The organism is Brumimicrobium sp. (genome assembly GCF_048268645.1).
GTDB lineage: Bacteria > Bacteroidota > Bacteroidia > Flavobacteriales_D > Crocinitomicaceae > Brumimicrobium > Brumimicrobium ulvae.
The window spans coordinates 626,858-644,250 of sequence record NZ_JBLWVE010000001.1 but is presented as its reverse complement, the minus strand read 5'-3'; the positions used below and the strand labels follow the sequence as shown (position 1 = coordinate 644,250).

The window sequence follows — 17,393 nt, the reverse complement described above, 5'->3', positions numbered from 1 at the left end:
ACAATGCTAGAATGTTAAATTAATTTTGTATTATTAAAATAAAACGCAAAATATGTCAGAAGAAACGCAAAACACAGAAATAGATAACGGCAAAAAGAAATCGAGTGCTGGGTTATGGATACTCATCACTATCTTGGCTTTATTAGGTGCTGGGATTTTAGGCTGGATGTATTCAAAAGAATCAAAGGCTTATGAAAGTTGTCAAGCAACAAATGCACAATTAGAGCAGGAAATGAAAGCCATGAATGACGCTTTGGGTGGATACATTGATGGAGCAACTAATGATTTAAAACAAGACTTCCAAAACATGTTGTCGACTTACGACAAGCTGATTGAAAAAGACGCTTCTAAATCAGATAGTCTTCAAGCACAAAAAGACAGTATCAACATTTTATTGGCAGAATTAAAAGACAATAGAAACAGAAGTTATTATGAAATCAACAAATTAAAAAAGCGTAACGAACGTTTACGTGAAATCATGAACCGTTACTTAATTACCATTGATTCATTAAACACTTTAAATATTGATTTAACGTCTAAGCTTGATAAAACAAGTTCTGCATTGGATGAAACACAATCTGAACGTGATGAATTAAGAAAGCAGAATGAACAAAATGCTGAGCTACTTACTAAAGGCGCAAAGTTGAATGCTTTCAACTTTAACAGTGAGGCATTGCGTTATCAAACATTTGGTGGAAGCACAAAATCGGTAAATAGAGCGGCAAGGGCGGAAATACTATCGAGTACCTTCACAATTGGGGAAAACAAAATTGCAAGAACAGGAAACAAGACCATTTTCATGCAGATTACAGACCCTAATGGACAAGTTATATACCGTCGTCCAAACGATGTAACACAAGTTGCGGGTAGTGAAATTCTCTACACAGGAAAACGTGAAATCAACTATCAAGGACAACTCATCGACATGACAATAGTCTACAACCTTGAAGGAAATGAAATTCCAAGTGGTAATTATGTTGTTAAGATATTTGCAGATGGAGCACTAATTGGTAAAGACACATTCACATTAAAATAGAATGTGGAATAAACTCAGTTTTATAGCGTATTTAGCATCACTAACAACTTTGTTGGTGATGCTATTTCGTTTTAACCCATTTGGCTTAAGTGGCTTTGCATTAGTGCTAGGAGTATTCACTTTTGGTTTAACAGGGTTTATCTTTTCCATACTGTCCAATTATTTTGATCCAGATAAAAAGCAGAAAAAAAACAAGGTTCAAACCTTAGTATTTTACATTGGAATGATTGTCGTATTTACGGGAATAATGACCCATATTATGCATTGGCCATTCACGGTTGAGCTTTTCATAGGAGGGTTAATAATCATTGCTAGTTCATTCTTTGTTAAGTCAGAACAAGCATCACCAGAGGATGATCTCCTGGATGATCAAATGTAGCTTTCTAATCTCTCCAGTTGGTTTATATCACTAAGTCTTCAAGAATAGCCAAAAGGACGACACATTAGCAAATAATTAACAGGTATACTTCTCAATTCCGCTAATAATTGGATATTTTTGAATAAAAAATAAAAAATGAGAGTTTTACTTACGTTTATTGTGCTTGTCATTGGAATTTTTACGGCTTACTATCTTACAAAGCAATCGATGGAACAAAAGCAGCTTCCGGTAATTCAACCTAGAGACGTTAATGCTGAAATGATTAATCCAGAGCTTGCAAACATTGGAATTGGTCACAGAATAGGGAAGTTCGAATTTCTCAATCAGAACGGTGAAAAAATTACCCATGAAGACGTACAAGGTAAAATTTTCGTAGCCGAATATTTCTTCACCACTTGTTTAACGATTTGTCCAGTCATGACAGAAGAAATGAAACGTGTACAAGAACGTTTTAAGGGTAATCAAGATGTAAAGATTTTAAGTTTCACCGTAGATCCAGAACAAGACGATGTTGCGGTAATGAAAGCTTATGCAGAAAATCATAATGCTGTTGCCGGACAATGGCATTTTTTAACGGGACCTAAAGAAGACCTATACAGCTTAGCACGAAATTCATTTTTCGTTTTAAAACCTGCTGAAGCGAAAAACCTTGGTGATGCTGGCTCTGATTTTATTCACACCAATAACTTTGTCTTAGTAGACAGAGAAATGAGAATCAGAGGGTATTATGACGGTACAAGCACCGAGGACATCAATATTCTGATGGATGATATTGATCTTTTATTAAATGAAAAATAGGCACAGTAAAATACCATGCCTATTTACAAATATGTTTAACGCTCTGCTAAATTATTGCTGAGCTAAGTCATTTTGTTCTGTTTTAGTATCGATGTCTCCATATGCATCACAGTTTTGTTTTGAAGATCCACAAGAAGAGGCGATTGATACAAAAAATACTCCGACAATAGCCCACGGCATAATTCTTTTCATAGCTTTTTATAGTTTTAGTTTTTGTTTGAAGGTGTAAATATATAGATAATCGTGAAACAAAAAGAATTTTTTTTGCTTGATTTACAAAAGATAAAGAAATAAAGAAATGAAATTAACGTTAAAAGCTGTTAAATGACACGTATTGTAACGCTTTTTATATTTTTAATTCCTTTGCTACTTTTGGGGCAAAATTCTTTTCATTTGTCATTTATTTCACAAAATCATGACGATTTTTCAAAAAAGAATCAAAAATTTGATACTGAGCAAGAACTATTAGATTTTTTGGAGAAAACCAGAAGTAAGCAAATAAAAAAAGGCTATGTCTTGGCCTCAATAGATCAAGTTAAATGGCAAAATGACACTGCTTTTGTTGTTTTTTATCAGGGTGAAAAATTTGAGAAAATAAACATCTCTTATGATCAGGAAGATGCATATATCATCAGCAAGACCCCAAGAATGAGCGAACGTTTAATTTCCAAACTCCCTTTCAAGCCACAACTCGTAGAAGAATTACTGAGTGGGTTAAATAACTATTTAAATGAGAATGGCTACCCCTTCTCAAAAGTTTACCTCAAGGTAGACACCATCCGACCTGGAACATCAACAGCTCAACTGAAAATCGATAAAGGACCATTGGTTAAATTTACCAAAGTGTCCATCAAAGGTGAATCAAAAGTAAGGGAAAAGTTTATTCACAACGCCATTTCCATAACAGAAGGGGACTATTATGACCACAACCTATTGAAAAGTATTTCTGGAAAAATAGAGCAAATTCAATTCGTTAAAGAAATCCGTCCACATGAATTGCTTTTTACACCTGAAGGAGCCGAATTATATCTTTATTTGGAAAGTGTTCCCGTGAGTTTAATCAATGGAATTGTCGGATTACAGCCCAATCCAACAACAGAAAAGACTACTGTAACCGGAGATGTACGATTAAAGTTATTGAACATTGTAAAACGAGGAGAAGAACTTCAAATCAATTGGAAAAGTCTGCAACCCAAGACTCAAGAATTGGATTTAAACTTCAATTTTCCATTTCTATTCAACACTCCTTTTGGAATTGACACAAAATTTGATCTATACAAACAAGACAGCACCTATTTAACCACAAATGTCAACTTAGGGATACGGTATTTTCTTTCAGGCGGAAGCTATATAAAGGTATTTTATCAAGCGGAAAACTCCAATTTACTTTCAGGTGCAGCAAATATTTCCAATAATAACCTTTCCTCGGTTTCCAGCAATAACTATGGATTAGGATTGTACAGAAACAATGTAGATTACTTGCCAAATCCCAGTAAAGGTTTCCGAATGTCATTAGATGTATCAGCAGGAAGAAGAAAAAGCAGGCCTACTGAAGCAGACACCCTTTCTATTTCAACTACATTCAAAGGGAACTTAAGTCTTGAAATGTTTATTCCCATAACACCTAGGAATGTTATGAGAATTGCCAATTCAACACGCAGCTATTACGCCCCAAACATTTATCAGAATGAACTGTTTCGATTCGGCGGACTCAATTCACAAAGGGGTTTTAACGAAGAAGTTTTATATGCGACTACTTTAACCACTTTTACTGCAGAATATCGTTTCTTAGTCGATCGCAATTCCCATGCTTTTGCTTTTTTTGACCAGTCATTTTATGAAAACAACGCAAAGGATTATGTCCAAGACCAACCTTTTGGATTTGGATTAGGCTTCAGTTTTGGTACCAATTTGGGAATCTTCTCAATTTCCTATGCCTTAGGGAAGCAATTCAACAACCCCATTCAACTGAGGGATGGAAAGGTACATTTTGGATATATCGCTTACTTTTAGGCAAAAAAAATCGCCTCCGATAAACCGAAGGCGATAATACTATTGATTGTATAACTTAGTTTTATTTCAGTTCAATCATTACTGGGCAATGATCTGATCCCATGATGTCGTTAAGTATTTCAGCACTTTTAACCTTGTCGATAATAGACTCGCTCACTAAAAAATAGTCAATCCGCCAGCCAACGTTTCTAGCTCTTGCTCCACCTCTATAACTCCACCAAGAATATTTCACTTCTTCAGGATGAAAATAACGGAAAGTATCTACAAGTCCATTACTTGTAAAAGCATTCATTCCATCGATTTCTTTTTGGGTGTATCCAGCGCTCTTATCATAATTTGCTTTGGGACGTGCTAAGTCAATATCTCTGTGTGCAACATTAAAATCACCACAAACAATCACTGGTTTTTTCGCCTCTAGGTCTTTTAGAAACTTCAAAAAGGAAGCATCCCAAGTTGTTCGATAATCCAATCTTTTTAAGTCACTTCCTGAATTGGGAACATAGACAACAGTGAGGTAGTAATCTTTAAACTCAGCTGTAATCACACGGCCTTCTTGATCATGTTCTTCTACTCCAATATCATAAATAACATCCAAAGGTTTTTCTTTACTCATGATAGCAGTACCTGAATACCCCTTTTTCACTGCAGAGTTAGAAACAATATGATAATCCTTAAAAAGGGCTAATGCTTCCTGCACTTGATCGTCTTGTGCTTTTGTTTCTTGTAAACACAAAACATCAGGATTCAAAGCTTTCATATCTGCTTCGAAATCTTTTTTCATGATGGCACGAATACCATTCACATTAAAAGAAACTAACTTCGCCATAATACTATTGGTTTTTAGACATGATTAAAATCCTTGAACTCCGTTTACTGTTGTATATTTCAGGATGTTCTTTTTATCGGGATGAATTCGTGCAAAAGCAGATTGAACAGCAATTGTACCTTCGTGGAAACCACATAGAATCAATTTTAATTTCCCAACATAAGTATTTACATCTCCAATTGCATAAATGCCTGGAATATTTGTTGAATAATCTGTGGTATCAACTTTAATTGCATTTTTCTCAATTTCTAAGCCCCAATCTGCAATTGGACCCAATGAAGGTTTCAAACCAAACAAAGGAATAAAATGGTCTGTTGGCACCACCACATCACCTTCAGTTTTGTGTCTGATGGTCACATTTTCAACTTTTCCATCACCACCAATTCCAACAACTTCTCTATCCGTTAAAAGATTAATTTTACCCGCTTCGGCTAAGTCCATCACTTTTTGTACAGAGTCTAAGTGTCCTCTGAAAGAACTTCTTCTGTGTACCAATGAAACTTTCGATGCAATATTTTTTTCCACCAAGAAAATTGCCCAGTCCAATGCCGAGTCACCACCACCAGAAATCACACACTCTTTTCCACGGTAAAATTCAGGGTCTTTGATGATGTATTCCACACCTTTATCTTCGTATTCCTCTAAATTTTCGATAGGTGGTTTACGCGGCTCAAATACACCTAATCCACCGGCAATCATAACAATTGGAGCTTCGTGTTGGGTTCCTTTATCTGTGGTTACAATAAACTTATTTTCTTCTACCTTTTCAATTTTCACAGCCGCTTCTCCTAGCGTAAATCCGGGTTTAAATGGCGCTGCTTGTTCCATAAGGTTATCCACTAGGTCTCCAGCTAAAATAGAAGGAAATCCTGGGATGTCATAAATCGGTTTTTTAGGGTATATCTCAGAACATTGACCTCCTGGTTGTGGCAATGAATCAATTAAATGACATTTTAACTTTAATAATCCTGCCTCAAAAATAGTGAACAATCCAACTGGACCGGCACCTATTATAATTATATCTGTTTTAATCATATTCTTATGTATAAATCATATTGGTTCACAAAATTAACCATTCTTTGTTTAACACATATAAGCTTCTATTGTTTTCCTCTAAAATGATGATTTATCTCATTCATTTTTCGTTTAAACTAGCTTATTCAAAGATGGTCTGCATTACTTGAAGGGATTTTGGAGTTTTAAAACCACTAATGTGAATTTTATAATAACTGATCAAGTGATCTACGATATGCCTTCTATGGGTTTTATGAATATGTTTTGCCAACATTTCTGTTTTTTGACTGTCTAACAATTGAATTAGAATAGGAACAACTTCATCATTAACAAATATGTGACTACTTGGGGTTTGATTTGAAATCACACCATCTTGTAAGTCGAAAGTTAATCCATTTGGATTTTCTACATTTATTCCAATCCCTATTTCATCAGCCAGTTTAAGGAGGAACCAGATGGGATAGTTGGTCAATTCGTCGGAATCATCAATCCATTTGATTTCATGTTCTAAAAACGTGTACATTTCAGGATCTTTATCACTTCTTTGAAGCACGTAAGACAGCACCTCAGTCATAAAAAAAGCCAATCCACTTTTTAGCGGATGATAAGGAATAGTTTGCGGTACAAAAAGCGAATTAATTTCTGTAATTTTACCCAAATCACTATCTTCCCTTCGATAGGCAGTAATTTCGACGATACTTAAAGCTTGTAAAGTATTTCCTTTTTTCTTTTTGCCTCCCTGAAAGATGTAGGCTTGAAATCCATCTTCTAAAGTAAAAAAGTGTAGAATAAGACTCGTTTCGCTGTAGTTGAGTTTTTTAAGGAGAATACCACTTTGAATTCCTTTCATGGCAATCAGTTTATCAAAACCACTTTTCCAACTTTTCTACCTTTAAAGTCGGGATCATCAACACTTGTCCAAATCAGATAAACCCCTGTGGCTGCGCGTTGACCATCCATTGTTTCTCCATTCCATGTTGCTGTCCCACCGTTTGAGTGTGTTCTATAGACCAGTTTTCCAGAAACATCCGTAATTTTCACATCTGAATCATAAGCGATACCTTGTATGGTAATTGGGCCATGATAATCAGGTTTAACAGGGTTTGGAAAAACGATAACATTGGTATATTCTAGATCCCCTTGCGAGGCATCAGAACGATAAGAAATCAATCCAGATTCAGTAATAAAGTATACCTCACCATTGTTATGGTCAATGGCTATATCTAAAATAGAGTTGCTCAACAACGGACTATTTTCAGCAGTAAAATTACGCACCACTTCTAGGCCGTCAGGAGAAAGTAAAAACACTCCAGAACTAGCAGTACCAATCCACTTTCTATTGGCTCCATCGATTTCAATAGAAGTAATATGAGTTGTACCAAGAACAATTTCAACATTTTCTCCAAACTCAATCAGTAGTTTTTGAAAGTTATACTGACCTGCCGAGGCATCAAACACATTGCTAGAATTATACAAAACACGCATTCCTTCCGGCGTTCCGACCCAAATATTATTATCGAAATCTACCGCAATAGCCTCAATATCTGAAGAAGGCAAATCACCACTATTTACACCCGTATTCAAAATTCTATAGCGATCATCACCAGCATCGGAAATACTTTCTCCATGATTAAAAGCAACGATTCCAGCTCCACCAACACTCATCCATTTGGTGTCATTCCCATCAATAACCAACCTTTTGGTTATTTTATTCTTAGGTGAGGTTCCTGTTTCAAAATCATACCAAACACCCTCCTTACTTCGTACTTTCAAAGGTCTGTTGGCGTTAGCGTTGGCTACCCAAAGGTTACCTTGATCATCATATTCCAAATCGGAAATGTAACCCCAACCTACATTACCTGTTTCTTCAATCAAACTGTTAGCAAAAACAAATGTATCGCTCACAACACCATTTTTGGTAATTACCAAAGGAACACCGGCATAACTTCCGTAGGCTACCTCATCAGGGTCTGTTGGGTTTATGGCAGTACATATAAAGTCCCATGAATCACTGTTGGCAATCATTGGATCATCATAAATAACCGTTGAACTCCACTCTCCTTCTAACATAGTTGCTCCACCTTTCAAGCTAAAAGAAGGGCTTTTACCGCTAAAACCACCTGTAGCAATGGCCAGTTTATTCTTTACCCATTTAGCTCTAAAAGCATCATTGAAGCGTGGACCTTCAAAACTAAGTCTTTGTGCCATAAAAGCATTCCTGGCCTTCACTAGCCCCCATCTTTCGTCGGCAATGAAATAATCTCCATTGACAAAGATTGCATTTTTTGGACTAGGGAAACCAATTCCTTGATATTGAAACACATTTTCTTCTAAAACGAATGCATTATCATAGCTCAATACAGAACCCATAACAGACACCAAGAATTTATTTTCATTTGCTCTTAAACCTCTAATTTCAATATTGTCCAAGAAAACTTCTGGTGAATTATTGACGAGCTTAAAGAGTGTATCAACTTCGTAGGCATCATCATTATAAGAGAGGAACAACTCGTTATTAAAAACCTCTATGTTTTCATAAGCACCAAACGCTGTATAATCAGCTATGTTTTGAAGGACATTCCATTGTCCTGGATCAGCTAAAAAAGAATTATCTGCACTGCTCACATATATATTTGAAGCTGTTAAGACATAAATACTGTCTTGATAAAACGCAATATCTAAGAACTCTTCTTCCGAACTAGAAGGATGGTAGGTATCTCGAATTTCTCTTTTGTTTAAGTTCACTACAACAACTCCAACTCCAGTGGCCAAATAGGCACTTCCATCGTTGACCACAATTTTATTGATCTTTTTAATTCCGTTTACTGTAGATTGTACAATTGCTGGTAGATTATATACTGAATTATTTTTGATCAAGTCTAAATTTCCATTTTCATACCCAACAAGAAGGTTTGCAGAACCTTCGTCGTAAGCAATTGCAGAAGGTGAAACATCAGAAAGGTAGTTAGCCACGGTCCATATAGATTGTTCTCCAGCATCTAAATCATGTTCTAACAAACCATTCTCCATTATTGCATAAACCGCATCTTTTCCTTTCACTGCATCAATAGCTGAATACGGGGATATATGCATTCTCCATTCTCCCATACCAATTTGAGCGTATCCAATGATGGACAAAGACAAGGCAATAAATAGTGTTCCGATTTTTCTCATGGTGAACTTTTAACGCTTAAATTTCAAAAATATTTGAATTTTCGGTTTAAATATAAGGAAAACATCTGCTATGATTGTTCAATTCTATCCTTCCAATTCATTCTCCTATATAATGACAAGCGAAAGTGAAAGCAAATCTATAAGAAATTCGTAACTTTATAGCATGAAATTTACAGCGCTCGGATTAGACGATCAACTATTAGAAGCAATTGGGTACATGGGGTTTGAAAATGCCACCCCAATTCAAGAACAAGCCATCCCTGAAATCATTAAGGGCCGGGATATAATTGGTTGTGCCCAAACAGGAACCGGAAAAACAGGAGCTTTTGTGTTACCTATTCTTCATAAAATAGCACAAAACCCAACAGAGAAAATAAATACATTAATCATCGTCCCAACACGTGAATTAGCAGTTCAAATTGAACAACAGATTCAAGGTCTTTCCTATTTCGTTTCTGTCAGTTCAAAAGCTATTTATGGTGGTGGTGATGGAAAAGACTGGTCTGAACAGAAAGAGGCCTTAGTAAGCGGAACAAATATTATTGTTGCCACACCAGGAAAATTATTGTCTCATCTAAAAATGGGGTATACAGATTTTTCGGGCTTAGAACACTTAATTTTAGATGAAGCCGACCGAATGTTGGACATGGGATTCATTGATGATTTGACCATGATTTTCAAAAAACTGCCAAAACAACGACAAAACTTAATGTTTAGTGCTACTATGGCACCAGAAATAAGAAAATTTGCACGTACACTTTTAAAGGACCCTGTAGAAATTAATTTGGCACTTTCAAAACCTGCCGAAGGTGTTAAACAATCTGTTTATTTAGCATTTGACGAGCAAAAGAATCCACTTTTAAAGCACATTTTAGATGAAAGAAAAGAATACAAACGCATCATCATTTTCTCTTCTACAAAAGAAAAGGTAGGTACCATTGTAAGGTATTTGAAGAAGAATGGTTTTAAAGCCAGTGGAATTTCTTCAAACTTAGAACAAGAAGAACGTGAAGAGGTATTGCGTGGATTTAAATCGGGTAGAATTTCTTTACTTGTTGCTACAGACGTAATGAGTCGTGGAATCGACATTAAGGAAATCAATATGGTCATTAATTATGATGTGCCAAGAGATGCTGAAGATTATGTTCATAGAGTTGGAAGAACTGCGCGTGCAAATACTAAAGGAGAAGCAACTTCTTTGATTAATCCGAAGGACATGTCAAAGCTTTCTAAAATTCAGAAGTTGATTGGCTCAAAAATCCCTGTTTCGCCTTTACCAGAAGAACTTGGGCCAGCTCCAGAGTGGAGGGAGAAATCAAAGTCTAAGCCGGGTGGTAAACACAAAAAAAAGTGGAATAAAAAGAAGCCAAAATCAAACCAACCAAATAATAAAAAGAACAATAAAACTCAAAAATGAAAAAAATAGCTTTTTTAATTAGTGGTATATTTTTTATCTCTTCATGTACATCTGAACAAAAAATTGAGGGAGAAAATGTCGCTGCTCAAAAGGAAGAGGTGACAACAGCAGCAGAAAAAGCAGATGATCTTCCAGAAGCCAAGTGGAACGGTGAATACTTAAAAGTCGTTGACGGTGATGAGCCGAAAATTAAAAGAAAAAGTCAAGGTTCTGACTTCTACAGCATGGGAAATGTATCTTTAATTATTGAAGGAGATTCAATTAAATTTAAATTGTTTGAACGTAAGAAAAATGTCTTGACCTTTACTACTGAACGCATAAATGCCTTTATTAAAAGTGCGTTTAATGAAGATGTTCATCTTACTTTTAAGAAAACTGACATTGTTACTCAACACAAAGGCGAATATAAAGCTGATCCAACTGGAAAGTCTATGAATTCAGTAAAAATGACTGTAATATCAGGTGAAAAGGAATATTCTTTACAGGATGGAGTGGTTGAAATTATAAGTTTCTCTCCAAGACTTGGAACTTTAGAACTTAAAATTGATGGAACTTTCAAAGCCAAAGACGGTTCGAAAAAGCAAGGGAAAGGAGCTATTAAAATGAACTTTGAACATGCGGTGATGACGGTAAGTTAAAACATTACCAGTATCTAAATACAATGAAAAAGGGTAGATTCGATCTACCCTTTATAATTTACAATAGTTCAATCGAAAAAGTTGGATTCTTACAATTCATCTAAAGCCATTGTGTTTTCTTCCCACGACTCCATCACCTGATCTAATTCGGTTTTGAGTGCATCGTATTCCTTTAAGGTCTTAGCTGCATTTTCCTCATCTGTATAGTCAAGGCTTGCAATCACTTTATCCATTTTAGCGATGTCTTTTTCAAGTTGCTCTATGCGTTGTTCTGCTTTTCGAATAGCATTTTTCAATCGATTGGTTTCTTTCTTTTGAGCTTTTTCTTCTTCGTATGAAAGTTCTGACTTCTTTTCTTCAACTACTTTAACCTCTTCTGCAACCTTCTTTTTATTACTTTTACCTAGTTGTTGTGCCTGCTCGAATGCGTCAGATTTTTTTCTTAAATATTCTTGAACTGTATAATGGTGAATTTTTAAGTTCTTGTTTTCTATGTCCCAAATTCGATTGGTCAATCCTTCCAAGAATTCACGGTCGTGAGAAACAATAATAAAAGTTCCTTCGTATTGTTTTAAAGCTTGTTTTAACACGGCCTTGCTTTGAATATCAAGGTGGTTGGTCGGCTCATCCAAAATTAAAACGTTTGAAGGACTCAACAACAACTGACAAAGTGCCAATCGGGTCCGTTCTCCTCCTGATAAGACCCCAACTTGTTTGTCAACATCCTCACCGCTAAACAAAAATGCTCCTAAAATAGAACGCAATTGTTTTCTAATTTCTCCTTTTGCGACTGAATCAACAGTTTCGAGGACGGTCATTTTTGGATCTAATTTATCCGCTTGGTCCTGCGCAAAATAAGTTACTTCAACATTGTGACCGTAGGTTACCGTTCCTTCACCATCTTCAGTCTTCATTATTCGTTTCAACAATGTTGACTTCCCCACACCGTTGGGTCCCAGCAAAGCGATTTTCTCTCCTCGACCAACGCTTAGGTTTACATTTTTAAATAAGTTTAAGTCGCCATACGATTTACCAAGATTCTCCATTTCCAAAACGGTCTTTCCAGGCTGAACACTTAATGGGAAGGTTATTCTCATTTGCGAAACCTCATCTGTTTCCACCTCGATGAGTTCTGTTCTTTCCAACTTCTTCATTAAGGACTGTGCAAATGAAGCTTTACTTGCTTTTGCACGGAACTTATCAATCAACTCTTCTGTACGTTTGATTTCTTTTTCTTGCTGTTTTTGAGCATTGATCAACACTTCAATCTCTTCTGCCCTCTTTTCTTTATAAATTGAATAAGGATAGGGAAAATTTAAGATCTTACTATTGGTGATTTCCAGTGTTTTCTTGGTTACATTATCCAAGAAATAACGGTCATGCGAAATAGTAATCAAAGCGCCTTCAAAACGTTTTAAATAGGTTTCTAACCAGCCAATGGAAATAATATCTAAGTGGTTTGTTGGCTCATCCAGCAATAACACAGAAGGATTATTGATCAAGATTCTTGCTAACTCTGCCCTCATTTTCCACCCTCCAGAAAATTGATTTAATGGTTGTGTAAAAACACTTTCTTGAAATCCTAATCCGAGTAAAGTAGAAGTGATTTTCTCTTCCCATTGATACCCCTCAAACAGATTAAATTGTTCGTTGGCGAAGTTTAAATCGTCGAGCAATTGCAAATATGAATCGCTTTCGTAATCCGTTCGGGTTGTTAGTTGGTGATTAATATCATCGATTTGAGTTCTAATTCTATTCAAGTTCTCATTAGAAAAATCTAAATAATCAAATACACTTTGGTTGGTATCGATAACGATATCTTGGGTCAAGTAACCAATTGTAGCATCTTTTACTTTATGAATTCTCCCTTCCGTAGGCTGTTCTTTTCCAGACAGCAAACGCAACAATGTTGATTTACCCGCTCCGTTTTTCCCTACAAGTCCAATTTTGTCTCCAGCATTGATTTGTAAACTGACTTCTTTAAATAAATACCCTTGTGGTAAGTGAAAGCTTAAATTCTCGATATTAATCATGGCGCAAAGGTACTAAAAAGATAAGAACACCACTTGTAAAACATGCCTTACAAAGCGATAAAAAAGTATAAATCAGGAACATTCCTTTGTAAAGAATTCCCTTCCATTCAACAAAAGGCTTTGAAATTCAAGAATGTTGTACGTACAAATGTGCATAAGCTCAACGGAAAGCCCTTTTATTCTTGGAGGCAAAACAAAGAAGACAAGACATGGGAAAGGGTTCCAATGGAGAATGCGGACGGTGATTTACTCGGTGTTGTTGAAGGCGAAGATGAATTTGAGTATTACTATACTGTTGAATTACCAGAAATTGATGGGGAAGGTAGAGTTTGGATTCCAATTGCTCAATCAGACCCTTTCCAAACCATTGAAATTCTATCATTAAACGTACCGACAAAAGAACAGTATTTAACTGATGATCAATTCAACAACAAGTCGCTTTATTTAGAGTTAGATGAAAGTCATAGCCATAAAGAGATTTCAATTGCATACCGTGTTAAACGCTTAGAGAAAAATCCTTATCCAGCAGAAGACGGAGAGAGTTTAGAGCAATATTTAAAATCGAATACGCTAATCCCTGTAGACGATAGATTTAAGGAAATAGAATTGAGCTTTCTCATGGGAGAGATCTTAATTTTAATCCTGGACCAGCTTCTGGGAATATTAATTTTATGGCTTACCCTATTATGGAGATTGATGAATTTATCGTTAGACCAAAAACGACTTTTACTTTTGAAAGAAAGGTAAAGACATAAAAAAACCACTTCTAAATAGAAGTGGTTCTTAATTCGTAAAGAATTTATCTTAAGCTTGTGCTTCAACTTCTTCAGCAACAACTTCTTCAACTACTGCTTCGTCACCTTCAGCAGTAACTGTTGTGTCTTCTGTTACCACTTCCTCTTCGATTACTTCTTCTTCAACAACCTCTTCCTCAGTCACAACCTCTTCGGTTACAACTTCTTCAGCAGCTTCTGTTTCACCACATGCTGTTAATCCAGCAGACATTCCGATTACCAATGTTGCCATCAATACTGTTCTTACACTCTTTTTCATTAGTTTCATTATAATTAAATTTCGGTAAATATAATACAACTGAAAGATTTACAAAACCAAATTAAAAAAAATTGAAATTGAGCGTAAAAAAAACGCCAACCCTTCTTCTGTCATATAGTTCAGAAAAGAGTTAGCGTTTAAAAAAAGTGCTCTAAACACTCTTCTAGTTTGCTACTTTTTGAAGTAATTTACCTAATTGATCAGTGTAGTTTTCTGCTGCGTTTAATTTTCCTTGAACCACTGTAGCTTCTCCAGACTTTCCTTCTTCCTCTAGGGTTTTCAATTCATTTTTCAAATTTGATACAGTTTCGTCTGCTCCTCGCTTAAGGTTTAAAACACTCATTGGCAACACCATATTAATGTAGGCGCCTCCGTTATTAGAGAGTTGCTCAAAAACAGGTAAATACTGCTCTTGTACCTTTATTTCTTGCGCTTTTACAGCTGCTGTAAAATTCAACAATCCTCCAATAGCATCATACCCAGAAATATCTCCACTTGTAATTGCGTTTGCCATAAATTCTAAATGAGATTCATCACCATGGTTTTTATAAATCCCAATGATTTGCGCTTTAAGTGCTGATGAACGTTCTGTTTCTAATGTTTTTGCCAATTTCAGAGCGTTTTGTAAATCTGCTTCGTTTCCTTTCGTTAATCCATTCAGTGCACGAGAAATAACATGATAAGAGCTGTCTTTTTCGATGGCATGGGTTAAAAGCACTCTTGTTGTTTCTGCATATTCTCCTCTAAAGAAATCAGAAGCCAAAGCTGTTAAGGCGGCTCCACGTACATGTGAATTTTTATCGGTTTTTGCCATCTTTTGAAGAAGTTCAAATGCTTCTGCCTTTCGATCTGAACCGATTTTGTCTAGTTTAGAAATAGCCAATTGACGGATGTACCAGAATTCATCTTTCAAAGCATCGATAATCAATTGTTTTCCTTCTGGCTTTCTTAAACGTGACCCATAAGTAATTGCTTGCTCTCTATCTTTGTACCTTGGAGCGTTATAATATTGGTGTACATACCATTCACGAGGTTTATCATGACTATATCCTCCCAAAATCGTTCTGTCTTCATCAACTACTATATTCTCTAGTTCACCTTCATAAGCAAAAGTAAACCTGTTGATGTTTTTGTCTACAACTACTTCATGCGTAGTTTTCTTTCCTCCAGCGTATACTCCAATTTTCATCGGTAATTTGTATAACGGTGCTTTTTCTAAATCCTGTTTCTGATCAATACGAACAGTAACTTCTCCTCCTGAAACTTCTTGCGAAATGTCTAATTTTGGATGATGTGAAGAAAGGAACCACTGATTAAAGAACCAGTTTAAATCTTCACCAGAAACTTCCTCAAAGGCCAAACGTAAATGATGAATTTCAGCAGCTGTATAGGCATTATCGTTAAGGTATTTCTTCAGGCCTTCGTAAAAAGCATCGTCGCCTAAATAATAGCGTAGCATATGTAAAATTCTCCCCCCTTTATTATAAGAATGCCCATCAAACATATCTTCCTTTTCATCGTAATCATACCAAATCATGTCATGGTGTCCCATTTGTTCTGCAGATTGATAATAACCATTGGCTTCTTTTTCAGCAACATAATCCGCATGATCTCTTCCATTGTAGTGTTCATCCCATAAATATTGAGAGTAATTTGCAAAAGCCTCATTTAATGGAAGGTTGGCCCAACTCTCACAAGTCACGAGGTTACCAAACCAATGGTGAAATAATTCATGGGCAATAATAGAATGATCGTCTGAATCGATGAGTTCACGTTTAGTTTTATAGACAAAGTCTCCGAAAACAACAGCCCCAGTATTTTCCATTGCTCCAGATACATACTCACGTACCACAACTTGGTGGTACTTGTCCCATTTATAATCGACACCTAACAACTCTGAGAAAAACTCCATCATTGCAGGAGTTTCCCCGAAAATAGCTTGAGCATGCTCTTCCCATTCAGGCTCTACGTAGTAGTGTACAGGAATTACAGTACCATCTGGCTTTGTATATGAATCTTCAACAACAGCAAATTCTCCAATTGCCATCATAAATAAATAGGGAACGTGTTTTAATTCTTGCTTCCAATAATCTGTTCTGGTTCCATCCTTATGTTTTGTCGATGAAATAAATTTCCCGTTCGAAAGTGTCTTGTATTTGTCTTCAACAGTAATGAAGATTTCTTGTGTGGTTTTCTGATTCGGTCGATCGATGGTTGGAAACCAAACTGAACTTGCTTCGGTTTCTCCTTGGGTCCAAATATGAGGCATTTGATTTTCATTTTCTCCTTTTGGGTTAATGAAGTACAAACCTTTATCGCTGCTAATTGCACTTGACCCACCTTCTACTTTTTCTTCCGGTTTTGCAACATAATCAATCACCACTGTATACTCCTCATCTCTAGTGTACTCTCTATCTAGTTTAATTCTTAAAAAGTTAGCATCGTTGTATTTATATTTCAGTGGCTTTCCATTCAACTCAACAGACTTAATTTCCATTGCCTTTGCGTCAAGAATTAGACTATCAGTTGCATAAAAGTGTGGCGAAAGCGTCAATGTAGCTAATCCTTTCAACTGAGACTTATCCCAATCAAAACTCACTTCTAATTTGGTATGCTTTAATGCGGTTAAAATTGTTGCCGAAGGGTTGTAACGTGGTCTTTCAATGATTTCTTCAACTTCTTCTGCTTCAGAATTATCAATGATTTCACCTTTTTCACCAACAACTTCAGTTCTTTGTTCTGCAGGTTGATTTTTAGAAGGTTTCCCTTTGGTTGCCCCACATGAGTATAAAAACCCTATGGATACAATGATGGTCAAAATTCTTTTCATAAAACGTAATTGTTATTTTTGATAAACAAAAATGACGATTTTATTCGAAATAGATAGAAAAAGAAGGAAGTAAGGTGACATTTTAAGATAAACTGTTTAAAAAATCCATAGATGGAAGGAAGACACCTCAAATTTCAAATAGAAAAATTATATTTGTAAAGATTGTTTAAACTAAAAAGACA

At 35.9% G+C, this 17,393-nt stretch carries 15 protein-coding genes; 7 read left to right on the top strand and 8 right to left on the bottom strand.

The window, feature by feature from the left end:
* Positions 1-52 precede the first annotated feature (52 nt).
* From ACN0U3_RS02675 to ACN0U3_RS02665, 3 genes are all read left to right on the top strand, one after another.
* Complete coding sequence (locus ACN0U3_RS02675) at positions 53-1,036, top strand: hypothetical protein (protein ID WP_299206311.1); 984 nt, start codon at positions 53-55, stop codon at positions 1,034-1,036.
* A gap of 1 nt (position 1,037) precedes the next feature.
* On the top strand, positions 1,038-1,415 hold the full coding sequence (locus ACN0U3_RS02670; RefSeq protein ID WP_417265036.1) for a hypothetical protein: 378 nt from the start codon (positions 1,038-1,040) through the stop codon (positions 1,413-1,415).
* A 135-nt stretch (positions 1,416-1,550) separates the two neighbouring features.
* On the top strand, positions 1,551-2,213 hold the full coding sequence (locus ACN0U3_RS02665) for an SCO family protein (RefSeq protein ID WP_417265035.1): 663 nt from the start codon (positions 1,551-1,553) through the stop codon (positions 2,211-2,213).
* A gap of 51 nt (positions 2,214-2,264) precedes the next feature.
* On the opposite strand, the gene ACN0U3_RS02660 is transcribed toward ACN0U3_RS02665, so the two are convergent.
* Positions 2,265-2,393, bottom strand: a complete 129-nt coding sequence (locus tag ACN0U3_RS02660) for a hypothetical protein (protein WP_417265034.1) — start codon at positions 2,391-2,393, stop codon at positions 2,265-2,267.
* A gap of 144 nt (positions 2,394-2,537) precedes the next feature.
* On the opposite strand from ACN0U3_RS02660, the gene ACN0U3_RS02655 reads away from it, so the two are divergent.
* Positions 2,538-4,226 carry a hypothetical protein gene (locus tag ACN0U3_RS02655; RefSeq protein WP_417265033.1) on the top strand — a complete coding sequence of 563 codons (1,689 nt, stop codon included), beginning with the start codon at positions 2,538-2,540 and terminating at the stop codon, positions 4,224-4,226.
* Between the two features lie 61 nt (positions 4,227-4,287).
* Here ACN0U3_RS02655 and ACN0U3_RS02650 read toward each other — a convergent pair whose 3' ends face one another.
* From ACN0U3_RS02650 to ACN0U3_RS02635, 4 genes are all read right to left on the bottom strand, one after another.
* Entirely contained in the window at positions 4,288-5,052 is a 765-nt protein-coding gene (locus ACN0U3_RS02650; RefSeq protein WP_417265032.1) for an exodeoxyribonuclease III, read from the bottom strand.
* A 24-nt stretch (positions 5,053-5,076) separates the two neighbouring features.
* Complete coding sequence (locus ACN0U3_RS02645) at positions 5,077-6,087, bottom strand: NAD(P)/FAD-dependent oxidoreductase (protein ID WP_417265031.1); 1,011 nt, start codon at positions 6,085-6,087, stop codon at positions 5,077-5,079.
* A gap of 121 nt (positions 6,088-6,208) precedes the next feature.
* Complete coding sequence (gene recO, locus ACN0U3_RS02640; protein ID WP_299206297.1) at positions 6,209-6,916, bottom strand: DNA repair protein RecO; 708 nt, start codon at positions 6,914-6,916, stop codon at positions 6,209-6,211.
* Positions 6,917-6,921: 5 nt separating this feature from the next.
* On the bottom strand, positions 6,922-9,240 hold the full coding sequence (locus ACN0U3_RS02635; protein ID WP_417265030.1) for a two-component regulator propeller domain-containing protein: 2,319 nt from the start codon (positions 9,238-9,240) through the stop codon (positions 6,922-6,924).
* Between the two features lie 163 nt (positions 9,241-9,403).
* Here ACN0U3_RS02635 and ACN0U3_RS02630 point away from each other — a divergent pair, with 163 nt between their 5' ends.
* Positions 9,404-10,657 (top strand): DEAD/DEAH box helicase, encoded by a 1,254-nt coding sequence (locus ACN0U3_RS02630; RefSeq protein ID WP_417265029.1) that lies wholly within the window; start codon positions 9,404-9,406, stop codon positions 10,655-10,657.
* The gene (locus tag ACN0U3_RS02625; RefSeq protein WP_417265028.1) at positions 10,654-11,295 is read left to right on the top strand and encodes a hypothetical protein; all 642 of its coding nucleotides are present in this window, start codon (positions 10,654-10,656) and stop codon (positions 11,293-11,295) included. The genes ACN0U3_RS02630 and ACN0U3_RS02625 overlap by 4 nt, the downstream gene beginning before the upstream one ends.
* Before the next feature lie 89 nt (positions 11,296-11,384).
* Here ACN0U3_RS02625 and ACN0U3_RS02620 read toward each other — a convergent pair whose 3' ends face one another.
* The gene (locus ACN0U3_RS02620) at positions 11,385-13,328 is read right to left on the bottom strand and encodes an ABC-F family ATP-binding cassette domain-containing protein (protein ID WP_417265027.1); all 1,944 of its coding nucleotides are present in this window, start codon (positions 13,326-13,328) and stop codon (positions 11,385-11,387) included.
* Positions 13,329-13,370: 42 nt separating this feature from the next.
* Between ACN0U3_RS02620 and ACN0U3_RS02615 the strand changes: the two genes are divergently transcribed.
* A complete protein-coding gene (locus tag ACN0U3_RS02615; RefSeq protein ID WP_417265026.1) occupies positions 13,371-14,075 on the top strand; it encodes a hypothetical protein in 705 nt (234 codons plus the stop codon).
* Between the two features lie 57 nt (positions 14,076-14,132).
* Here ACN0U3_RS02615 and ACN0U3_RS02610 read toward each other — a convergent pair whose 3' ends face one another.
* Together ACN0U3_RS02610 and ACN0U3_RS02605 are read right to left on the bottom strand one after the other, a co-directional pair.
* The gene (locus ACN0U3_RS02610) at positions 14,133-14,381 is read right to left on the bottom strand and encodes a hypothetical protein (protein WP_417265025.1); all 249 of its coding nucleotides are present in this window, start codon (positions 14,379-14,381) and stop codon (positions 14,133-14,135) included.
* A gap of 163 nt (positions 14,382-14,544) precedes the next feature.
* On the bottom strand, positions 14,545-17,211 hold the full coding sequence (locus ACN0U3_RS02605) for a M1 family aminopeptidase (RefSeq protein WP_417265024.1): 2,667 nt from the start codon (positions 17,209-17,211) through the stop codon (positions 14,545-14,547).
* Positions 17,212-17,393 lie beyond the last annotated feature (182 nt).